The sequence below is a fragment of the Rhodovarius sp. genome (assembly GCF_040399605.1).
Classification (GTDB): domain Bacteria; phylum Pseudomonadota; class Alphaproteobacteria; order Acetobacterales; family Acetobacteraceae; genus Rhodovarius; species Rhodovarius crocodyli_A.
In genome coordinates, this window is the sequence record NZ_JBBARU010000097.1 from 1 (window position 1) to 10,486 (window position 10,486).

A 10,486-nucleotide genomic window follows, 5' to 3' on the forward strand; every position below is an offset into this window, starting at 1 on the left:
CTCTGAAACACTTATCAAGTTTTTTTAGTTTGCATTACACGGAACGCTCTTGTCGGACTCGAGCGAGAACCTCTTTTGCTTGGCGAGATGTCAGGCGGTCTAAGGCTTCGCCAAACACGTCCATTGCAATTTCATTCGCTCGTTGATCGACCGATTCTCGCTCAGATTTCGGCAATGACGTGTACCAAACGAGGGTTCCAACTCCGCCAACCAACGCTGCAATCGCCAAAATCGGGATAATAGAAAACACCATATGAAGCTCCTCTGAAAAATATTTTTCTGCATTATATATGAAAAATATTTTCAAGGAATATCCCTTGGCGTTAATCGCGAATGCATCGATCCCGGGTAAGAGCTATAGAAACTGCATAGAAATTTATCAAAGGCTCATCCCCAGTGCCGGCTTCGCCCCCTCCGGCAGCGGGCAAACATAAGGCGTCTTCGCCATCTTCGCCGCATGCTCCGCCTTCGCCGCCGCAATCACCTCCGGCTTCAGCAGCGCATCCACCGCCGTCCCAGCCATCACCTTGGCCACATGCACCAGGCCCTTATGCGAAGCGGCATTCTTTCCCTGCGCCGTCAGCTGCCAGGAATGCCCGGGCGTCCCAATCGCATAGGTCGCCCCCCGCGCCTGCACCGTGGGCACCTTCCACGAAACATCGCCCACATCCGTGCTGCCAATCATCTTCTCCGGCTTGGCATCCACCGGGATCACGGCATCGCACAGCGGCACATCCCGCTCCGGCACCCCCGCCCGGCGCCAACTGGCGGAAATATCCTCCGCGCTCAGCGTCGCCTGGAACTTCTTCGCCACCTCGCGGTCCGCATCATCAAATGGCGGCGGCCCCAGCCGCTCCAAATTCGCCTGCATCGCCGCCTCCAGCGGCTTATTGCCCATCAGGTTCGAAACGGCGGAAATCACCTGGGTCGAAACCGTGGTCTCCGTCATCAATGCCGCCCCATCGGCAATTTTTCGCACCCGCGCCACCAGCCGGTTCAGCTCCAGCACATCCCGCGCGCGGATCAGATACCGAACAACAGCCCGCCCCTGCACCACATTCGGCGCCACCCCGCCGGCATCCAAATACGCATAATGCACCCGCGCGTCAGAGGGCATGTGCTCACGCATATAGTTCACGCCCACATTCATCAGCTCCACCGCATCCAGCGCCGAGCGCCCCAAATGCGGCGCTGCCGCCGCATGCGAAGACCGCCCAATGAAGGTGAAATCAATCCGGGTATTGGCCAGCGAAACCGGCTCCATCACCCCCGAAAACGCGCTCGGGTGCCAGGAAATGGCAATGTCCACATCGTCAAATGCGCCCTCGCGCACCATAAAACCCTTGGCCGCGCCGCCCTCTTCGGCCGGGCAGCCATAATACCGCACCCGCCCCGGCAGATTATTCGCCGCCAGGTAATCCTTCACCGCAATTGCCGCCAGCATCGCCGCCGTGCCCAGCAGATTATGCCCGCAGCCATGCCCGGTGCCATCGCCCGGCAGCGGCCGCGGCTCGGCCACATCGGCCTCCTGGCTCAGCCCCGGCAGCGCGTCATACTCGCCCAGAATGGCAATGATCGGCCCGCCTTCGCCCGCCTCGCCCATCACCGCGGTCGGAATCTCGGCCACATTTCCGGTCACCCGGAAGCCGGCCTCATGCAGCGCGGCCGTATGCTCGGCGCAGCTGCGGTGCTCGTTATAGCACAGCTCCGGCATGCCCCAGATACGGTCGCTCAGTTCGATCATCGGCTGCTGATTGGCTTCAACCAGCCGCCAGATCTCGTCGGTGTTCTGGGTCATGGGATTCTCCGCGGGTTTGTGTGGGCCGATGGTGTGGCCTCACCGCAACCCACGCAAGCCCGGCAGCCTCTGCCATCCAAAGATGCCACTGACGGGACACGCCCCATGCGCATCCCGTCCGTCTCGATGTCCCGCCTCGCGGCGGGAGGCAAGCCTGTCCCGGCAAGCCTTGCAGCCTCTGGGGGCGATTGTTCTCGCCCCTCATTGGCGCAAATGGTTGCAGCAGCCCGGCCCAGGGGTCAAGGGATGGCTTGGCTTACTCGCCGATCTGGCCAGCAATCCAGCTCTTCATCTGCCCCTTGGGCATGGCGCCAACCTTGGTGTCCACCGCCTTGCCATCCTTGAACAGGATCATGGTGGGGATGCCGCGCACGGCATATTCATTCGGCGTCATCGGGTTTTCGTCGATATCAACCTTGGCGATGGTCAACTTGCCGGCATATTCGCTGGCCAACTCGTCGAGCATCGGCCCCACCATGCGGCAGGGGCCGCACCATTCGGCCCAGAAATCGACCAGCACGGGGCCTTCAGCCTCCAGCACGTCCTTCTTGAAGCTGTCATCGGTCACGGCTTTGGTGAGCTTGCTCATCGGGGGGATCCTTGACTGTCGATCCTGGAAAGTCGGGTGCCGGAGGCCTGCGGTCAAGATGCGGCGGGCTGGTGGATATCCAGCAGCGCATCCTCCAGCGGCATCAGCCGTGCCGAATAGGTCCAGAGCAGCGCGCATTGCACCACCCGCCCGGGGAAGGCCAGGCGCAACAGGGCACGATAGGCCGCCATCTGCCGCAGATAGCCGGCCGAGACATCTCCCGCCGCGCCCGGCGGCGGGCGGTTGGTCTTGTAGTCGATCACCAGCACCCTTGTGTCAGAGACACAAAGCCGGTCCACCTGCCCCACCAGCAATTGACCGGCTATCCGCCCCGCCACCGGCGCCTCGGCCAGGCTGCTGGGGCCAAAGGCCTCGGCGAAATCCGGGTCATCAAGCAGCGCCATCACCTCAGCCGCAATGGCCTGCTGGCCCGCTTCATCCAGCCCATGGCCGGGCCGGGCGAGAAAACCCGCCGCTGCCGCCGCCCGCGCCGCGCCAGGCAGGTTGGGCAGGGATTGCAGCAGGGCATGGATCAACCGGCCACGGCGAAACCGCTGGCCCAGCGGGTCAGAGGGCGAATGCGGCGCGGCCGCAGGCGGGCCGGTCTCCTCATCCAACAGCGAGGAAGGTGCCCGCGCCCGCGCCAGAGCTTCAATCGGCGCGGGCGTGGCCGCCCATGCCGGCAGGCTCTCCCGCCCGCTGGCGCGGCGCGCCGCCTCATCACGCGGCGGGGCCTCTTGCGCCGTGCGCAGTGTCAGCATCTCGCCGGAGAAACCCTCCACCCCCATGCTGTCAAACGGGTTTACCGCCGCACCCAGCCGGGCCATGCCGGCGGCGATGTGGCTGTACCATTCCTCAGGTTTCGCCGAATTCCTGCTCCAGCCGCAAACCAGCAGCCGGTCCTCGGCGCGGGTCAGGGCCACGTAGAGCAGGCGGTTCTCCTCCTGCTGTGCCCGGGCGCGCTCGGCAGCGCGCAGCCGCTTCACTGCCTCAGGGAGGGGGTTTTCCGCCCTGGGCGACCATAGCGGCAGGGGCCGGCCGGCCTCGTCGCTCAGCCATTGCAACCCGGTATCGCTGCGGCCGCGCCCGGTGGTGTCGGGCAGGATGATGATGGGCGCCTGCAGCCCCTTGGCGCCATGCACCGTCATGATGCGCACCAGCCCAGCCGAGGATTCGGCATCGCGCTTCACCTCGGCACCGCCGGCGCGCAGCCAGTGCAAAAACCCCTGCAGGCTGGGCGGGTGCCGCGCCTCAAAGGTGAGGGCGGCGTTGAGCAATTCATCCAGCCCGTCGGCGGCATCAGGGCCGAGCCGTGCCAATAATTTGCGCCGTGCGCCATCAGCGCCAAGCAACTGCGCCAGCAGCATATGTGGCGTGCCTTGATCGGCCCGCCCGGCCCAGCCGGCCAGCCAATCCGCCGCCGCGGCCAAGCTGCCCTCACCGCCGCGATGGGCCATCAGGGCTGCGTGCAGGCTGGCCTCACGGGGCTGCGCCAAACCAAAAACATCCTCCTCCGAGAGCCCAACCAGCGGCGATTTCAGCAGCGCCGCCAGCGCCAGATCATCCTGCGGCAGCAGCAGCACATCCAGCAGCGCCAGCACATCCTGCACGCCGATCTGCGCGGTCAGCGCAATGCGATCCAGCCCACCCACCGGCACATCCGCCTGTTTCAATTCGCGGATGATCAACCGCGTCAGCGCATTGCGGCGGCGGACGAGGATCAGAATATCCTCCGGCCGCACGCGCCGCCCCTCTGTCTGGTCAGGGCCATCCATACGGGCCGGCAGGGTCTCGTGCGCCAGCATGTGGCGGATGCGCAGCGCCAGGGCACGGGCGAGGCGGGCCTGGGCGTTGCCGCCGCTGCCGCTATCCTCCTCCGCCACCTCCCAGCGCGGCGGCTCCCCCTTCGGCGCCGCAAGTTGCAGCGGCCAAAGCTCGACCATGCCGGCCGCGCCTTGGCGATGCGGGATATGGGTCAACCGCCCCCCCGGCGACACCACACCCTCACCCGCCGCACCATCAAAGACGGCATCGACCAGGGCAAGGACCGGCGGCGTGGAGCGGAAGGAGACCTCCAGCGCCACATCCTCAAACCGCCCTTCGGCGGCGCGCACCGCCTGGCCGAAATGCTCGCGCCCCTGGCCGAAGCCCACCGGATCGGCGCCCTGGAAGGCGTAGATCGACTGCTTCACATCGCCCACGGCAAAAATGCTGCGGCTGGCCTCACGCGTGCTCTCACCGGCGAAGAAATCCGAGGTGAGTGCGCGGACGATGCCCCATTGGCTGGCATTGCTGTCCTGCGCCTCATCGAGCAGCACATGGTCCAGCCCGCTATCCAGCTTGAACAGCACCCAGGCGCTGCCGGGGTCACGCAGCAGGGTTTCGGTGGCGGTGATCAGATCGTCGAAATCAAGTTGCCCGGCCAGCGCCTTGGACTGGGCATAGGCATTGAGCACCGGCTCGGCGAGTTCCAGCAGGGCGCGGGTGGCGCTGACCATGGATTCCACAACGATCCGCCCCCACACCTCAAACAGCCGCGCCCCTTCAGCGCGCATGATCGGCAGCACCCAGCCCTGATTCTGGCCAAGCCCGCCCTTGGTGGCGAGGTTCTTGTCATCCTTGACCTTTGCCCTGTCCTGCACAAGGAAGATCCGTGTCCAGGCCTCGAAATTTGCCGCGCGCTGGCTGGGCTTGCATGCCAGCCATTGCCGCATCTGTCGGCCGCGCTCCTGATCACTGGCGGTGCCGCTGCCGACGAGTGCGGCCGCAGCGCGGGCCAGCTCATCATCGGGCGCATGCTCGCAGTGCCGGGCGATCAAGGCTTCGACATCACCGCCTCCGCCGAGGACCCGCCGCAGTGCCACGGTGATGGTGTCGATGCTCCGTCCATCCAGTGCCTGACCCAGCATACTGGCCTCGCGGGCCATGGCCTGGCTCAACCCGGCAAAACCCTCGGCAGAGATCAGCCCGGCCAGCGCCCGCAGCGGCGCAGCACCGGCGGCGCGCGCCAGCACCGTCTCACGCGCCTCGGCCAGCCGGGCGGTGGCGTCGCGCTCCTCCAGCACGGCAAATTGCGCCGGCAACTCAGCCTCCAGCGGGAAGGCCCGCAGCAGCACCTGGCAAAAGGCATGGATGGTGGAAATGCGCATGCCGCCGGGCAGTTCCAGCACCTCGGCGAAGAGGGTGCGGGCGGCACGGGATTCGGCCGGGGCAGGGCCGCGGCCCAGCAGCCGGCGCAGCGCCCGCTCCAGCCCGGCATCATCCAGCACCGCCCAATCGCCCAGGGCGTGGTTCAGGCGCAGGGCCATCTCCGCCGCCGCCGCCTTGGTGAAGGTGAGGCAGAGAATACGGTTGGGCCTGGTGCCGGCGAGCAGCAGCCGCAGCACCCGGTCAGTCAGCAGCTTGGTCTTGCCCGAACCGGCCGAGGCCGAGACCCAGGCGGAGGCGAGGGGGTTGGAGGCCCGGCTCTGGTCAGCCTCGGCCCGGGCGGCGGGGGATGTGTCGTTCACGCCTCATCCTCCCATTCCGCCCTTCGGGCGAGGTGATCGTAATCCTGGCCGCGCGCCACCCGGGCAGGGTCGGGCCGGGCGGTGAATGGCCGGGGGCCGAGCAGGAAGGTTTTTGCCAGCCGGTCAAAGCCCTCCTCAGCCTGCTCCACCAATTGGTCCACCGCCTTGAGCGGCACCACCTCGCCAGGCGGCACGCCGCCGGAGAGTTTCCAATAGGCCAACTCGCTCACCCGGCCATTGGCCTTGTCGAAGCCGCCCCGCATGGCCAGCAAGGCCTCCAGCGCCAATTGCGGCGCGGTGCCGGCATCCACCTGCTTGACCGAGGGCGTGGTGCCGGTTTTGTAATCCAGGATGCGCAGCGTGCCATCGGCCAGCACATCCACCCTGTCGGCCCGCGCATGCAGGGTGACGCCGGAGAGGCGAAGATTGGCCGTCACCTCGTTATGGCTGTGGATGACGGGCTGGGCGGCGCGCAAATTCGCCTCGGTCTCGATCACGAATGTGCCGATGCGGGCGAGGCGCGGCTCCCAAAAGGCGCGCAGCGCCTCACGCAGCAGCGGCTCGGCCAGCGCGGCCCCGCTGGCCTCCTGCCACAGCGCCTGCGCCGCCTCGGGCAGGAGGGGCCTGGGCGGGAGGGCATCGACGAAGCGCTTCATCGCCGCATGCACCACATCGCCATATTCACGGGCGCCGATCTCGGCCTCCAGCGGGTCCAGCGGCTTCAGGCGCAGGATGCGTCTGGCGTAGAAGGCGTAAGGGTCGGCCAGCAGCAGCGCGACATCGGAGACCGAGATCATCTTCGGCCGGACCGCGGCGGGCGGGTTGGGGCTTGGGCGCTGGGCAGGGGGGGGCGGGGCGTCGGGCTGGTCGAGTTCCATCGCCCAGGCCACGGCCAGGGTTTCCGGCAAAGTCAGCCCATTCGGGTGGGCCGCATTGCTCTGGCCGCGCAGGAAGGTGGAAAGCCGGGTGAGCCAGCGTGCCGGTACGGTGGGTGCACCGCCGCGCCGGCTGGCGCGCGACAGCACGGCCATGCGGGCGGCGCAGGCCACCAGCAGAAAATCCGCTGCCACACGGCCTATGCGCAATTCAGGCTGCGGCAGGCCAAAGCGCGCCCGCATAGGCCGGCCCATCCAGGGCCCGGAATCGGTGGCGAGCGGCCAGATGGATTCATCCAACCCGCCCAGCACCACCAGATCGAAATGCAGCAGCCGCGCCTCCAGCAGGCCCAGAATGGCCACGCGGGGATGGGCGGAATGGCTGCGCGGCCGGCGCGCCACGCCCTGGGCCAGCGCCTGCTCAAACAGCGCGGGGAAGGCGCGGGGCGCGATGGGCGGCAGGGCGGCAAAACCGGCCTCCATATCGGCGAGATGATTGGCCAGCGCCTCGCCCTCCTCGCCGGCATAAAGGGCGAGGCCGCCGGGCATGGTGTCGGTGGCGGCCAGGGCCTCGCCGGCTTCGAGCAGGGCTTCCAGCATATCGCCGGCCGGCGACAGGGCGGGGCTGCCGGGAATGGCCTGCAGCGGGCCCAAGGCGGTTGCCAAGGCATCGAGCAGCGCCAGGCCGGCACTATCCTTCAGCCCCGCCCGCAGCCCGGCCAGGCCGGGGCCGGGGCGTGGCCCGCGCAGGCCCAGATCCAGCCGGCGCACCGCTTCCAGCCAGCGGCTGCGCGCCCAGCCGCCGGCGCAAAGCGGGTGCTTGAGCACGGCCAGGGTGGCCACCGGGGCGAATTCCTCGGCCACCATGCGGGTGATCAGCCGCAGGAAGCCGCCGGATTGCGACTGCGCCAGATCCTGCCCCGCACTGTCCTCGGCCTCGATGCCATGCCGCGCCAGGGCGGCGGCGGTGCGGCGGGCGAGGTCACGGTCAGGCGTGACCAGGGCGGCGCTGCCCTCATTCTCCAGCGCCTGGCGCAGCAGCAGGGCGATGGCGCGGGCCTCGGTCTCGGCATCCGGCGCGGCCTGGGTTTGCAGCCCTGCGAGTGCCGCCGCCCAGGCATCGGGGCGGCGGGATTGCCAGGCGGGCAGGGTGGCGGCAGGGCGCAGCGCCTGGCCGAGCAGCCCGGCGCGCGGCGGGGCGGGCACAGGCTCGGCCCAGGCAGAAAAGCCACCGGGCGGCGCGCCCATCAGCCGCAGCAGGGCGCGCTGGCCATAAAAGGGATGGGTGGGCGCCTCATTCAGCGCATCTTCCGGCAAATCGGCGGTGGCCGGGTCCTCATCATGCAGCACGACAAAACCTCGCGGCAGAACGCCCGCCACCACGCGCAAAAGCGCGGCGGCGGCGGGGATGGTGCCGCCCATGCCAATGCCGGCCGCCACCACCAGCCCGGCTGGCGGCGCAGCTTCCCAGGCCTCGGCCTGGGTGGCCAGGGCCAGAACGCGGGCGGTGCCGACATCGAGCAATTGCTGCTCATCGAGCCAGCCCTGCCATTCCCGCACCACGGCGCGGAGGAAGATGGTGGTGATTTGCCAATGCTGCGCCAATTCGCCCTCGACCAGGGCTTCGAGCCGGGCGAGCCAGGCTTCGGCCAATTCCGCCGGGCGGCGCAGCAGCGCCATATTGGGCTCTTCGAGGGCGATCTCGTCCAGCAGCGCGGCGAGTTCGGCCGCCAGCCCCCAGGCCTGTTCGGGGGTGCGCGGGCCACCGCCGCGATTGGGCAGGCGCAGCACCAGGCTGGTCAGCACGCCCTGGCGGCGCAGCGGCGCCACGGCGGGGGGCAGCGCGAGCAAGGCGGGCAGGCTCAGCTCATCGGCATCCTCGGTGGAAAGCCCGGCCAGGGCGCGCATGCGCGGCAGCAGCACCGCGCCCTCGCCCGCCGGCAGGAATTCGGCGCGCAATGCCCTGGCACTGCGCCGCGTGGGCAGCAGGATAAGGGCGCGGGCCAGTTCCTCCGGCGCGGCCAGGCGGCCGCGCAGCCCGGCGGCGAGCGCGGGCAGGAAAGGGATACCGGGGGGAATGCCGTGGATTCGCATTGCTGCCTTCATAGCCCAGCGCGCGGGGGATGGGGGGAGGGCATATTGCATTCCAAGATAATTACTGCCAATTTATTTGCATGCCATGGATTGTTCTTGTCGGGCTGTTGTTGCTGGCCGGTTGCGGCAGCGATTCGATGATGGGCTTGGGCAATCCGCTGCGGTTCTTCATGGGCAGCGGCCTGGACACCGCCGGCGAGGATGAGGACGGCGCCGATGGCCCCAGCCTGCACATCACCCAGGGCAGCGTGAGCGCCATTGCCCGGCTGATCGACCAGCAGGGCGAGCGGCGGATGTGGCGGACCCGCGGTGGCGTTGTCATCGCCACCGATGGGGTGCGGGTTGTGGCCACCGCGGGGTTGGCCATGCAACTGGCCGCCACCCGCTTCGATGGGCCGGACCCACTGGGCGAGCCCGCGGCGCTGCTCACTCGCTCGGCCGATTCCCGGCGCATGGTCGATCTGATGGAGAGCCAGCGCACCCCTGAGGGTATGCGCTTTGGCGTGGCGCTGAATTGCCGGCTGGTGGCCGAGGCCGCAGATGATGATGTGGTGACGATCACCGAAACCTGCCGTTCCGCGCAGGTGGGCACCATCCAGAACCGCTTCTGGATGGAGCGCGAGAGCACGGCCATCGCTGCCAGCGAGCAATGGATCGGCCCCGGGATAGCGCAGATTCAGATTGAGCATGCGGGCCAGGCCAGGCCGGGGGAAGCGCCGCCCTGAGAGGCTGGTGGGATTTTGGCGGCTTTTGGAAATATCTGACCAAGTATATTTTCAGTGGTCGAAATCAAAAAATATGATTTAAATTGTTAAGAAGATTTTTGTCGCCTGAACCTAGCCAACCCCGCAAAATTTAGCCAATCGTGCATCGCTGGTCGAGTAAATATCAGCATTCGCACCACGTTCTGGCTGGCTGAGGATTTTGCCTTGTCATTCACATCCTCCATCAACCTCTCGAGCCTCAACGGCACCAACGGCTTCCGGCTTGATGGCGAGCAGGGCTACAATTTTGCCGGTGTTTCCGTGGCCTCGGCTGGCGATGTGAATGGCGACGGCTACGCAGACGTCATTGTCGGCGCCACAGGTGCTGGCAACGCTGGCGCCGCTTATGTGGTCTTCGGCCAGCCCGGCGCCTATGCTGGCTCTATTGGTCTCGGCACCTTGGATGGCACCACCGGCTTTAAGCTGGCTGGCGGTCAGAACGGTAACAACATCGGCTATTCCGTGGCTTCAGCGGGCGATGTGAATGGCGATGGCTTCGCTGACCTCATCATCGGCGCGCCTAACCCCAATGGGAATCCTAGCGCCAGTTATGTGGTCTTCGGCAAGTCCAGCCAATTTGCCCCCACCATCAACCTCGCCAACCTCGATGGCAGCACGGGCTTTCGGATCAATGGCTCGGCGGGAAGAGACCGGAGTGGCTATTCCGTGGCCTCGGCCGGTGATGTGAATGGCGATGGCTTCGCCGACCTTATCATCGGCGCCCCTAACACTGCAGCCAATAATAAAGCTGGCACCGGCTATGTGGTCTTCGGCAAGCCCAGCGGCTTTGCCTCCTCCATCGACCTAGCCCGGATTATTCACCAAGTTTAGCGGACATGGCGCAACGCCTTGATCGG

General features: G+C 67.1%; 7 protein-coding genes. 2 read left to right on the forward strand and 5 right to left on the reverse strand.

Going from position 1 to position 10,486, the window contains the following annotated elements:
* Positions 1-34 precede the first annotated feature (34 nt).
* The 5 genes from ABWP84_RS16750 to addB all read right to left on the reverse strand — a co-directional run bounded on the left by ABWP84_RS16750 (position 35) and on the right by addB (position 8,865).
* Entirely contained in the window at positions 35-307 is a 273-nt protein-coding gene (locus ABWP84_RS16750; RefSeq protein ID WP_353213171.1) for a hypothetical protein, read from the reverse strand.
* A 72-nt stretch (positions 308-379) separates the two neighbouring features.
* Positions 380-1,798, reverse strand: coding sequence for a M20 family metallopeptidase (locus ABWP84_RS16755; RefSeq protein ID WP_353213172.1), 1,419 nt, complete (start codon positions 1,796-1,798; stop codon positions 380-382).
* A 256-nt stretch (positions 1,799-2,054) separates the two neighbouring features.
* Positions 2,055-2,387 carry a thioredoxin TrxA gene (gene trxA / locus ABWP84_RS16760; protein WP_353213173.1) on the reverse strand — a complete coding sequence of 111 codons (333 nt, stop codon included), beginning with the start codon at positions 2,385-2,387 and terminating at the stop codon, positions 2,055-2,057.
* A gap of 53 nt (positions 2,388-2,440) precedes the next feature.
* Positions 2,441-5,896 carry a double-strand break repair helicase AddA gene (gene addA, locus ABWP84_RS16765; protein ID WP_353213174.1) on the reverse strand — a complete coding sequence of 1,152 codons (3,456 nt, stop codon included), beginning with the start codon at positions 5,894-5,896 and terminating at the stop codon, positions 2,441-2,443.
* On the reverse strand, positions 5,893-8,865 hold the full coding sequence (gene addB / locus ABWP84_RS16770; RefSeq protein WP_353213175.1) for a double-strand break repair protein AddB: 2,973 nt from the start codon (positions 8,863-8,865) through the stop codon (positions 5,893-5,895). Before addB ends, addA begins: the two co-directional genes overlap by 4 nt.
* 80 nt (positions 8,866-8,945) lie before the next feature.
* Here addB and ABWP84_RS16775 point away from each other — a divergent pair, with 80 nt between their 5' ends.
* Together ABWP84_RS16775 and ABWP84_RS16780 are read left to right on the forward strand one after the other, a co-directional pair.
* Positions 8,946-9,590, forward strand: a complete 645-nt coding sequence (locus ABWP84_RS16775; RefSeq protein ID WP_353213176.1) for a YjbF family lipoprotein — start codon at positions 8,946-8,948, stop codon at positions 9,588-9,590.
* 204 nt (positions 9,591-9,794) lie between these two features.
* A complete protein-coding gene (locus tag ABWP84_RS16780) occupies positions 9,795-10,460 on the forward strand; it encodes an integrin alpha (RefSeq protein ID WP_353213177.1) in 666 nt (221 codons plus the stop codon).
* The last annotated feature ends 26 nt before the right edge of the window (positions 10,461-10,486 follow it).

Excerpts from the sequence above, each read along its gene's own strand:
- trxA (WP_353213173.1), bottom strand. The coding sequence starts at position 2,387 with ATGAGCAAGCTCACCAAAGCCGTGACCGATGACAGCTTCAAGAAGGAC.
- addB (WP_353213175.1), bottom strand. The coding sequence starts at position 8,865 with ATGCGAATCCACGGCATTCCCCCCGGTATCCCTTTCCTGCCCGCGCTC.
- ABWP84_RS16755 (WP_353213172.1), bottom strand. The coding sequence starts at position 1,798 with ATGACCCAGAACACCGACGAGATCTGGCGGCTGGTTGAAGCCAATCAG.
- ABWP84_RS16775 (WP_353213176.1), top strand. The coding sequence starts at position 8,946 with ATGCCATGGATTGTTCTTGTCGGGCTGTTGTTGCTGGCCGGTTGCGGC.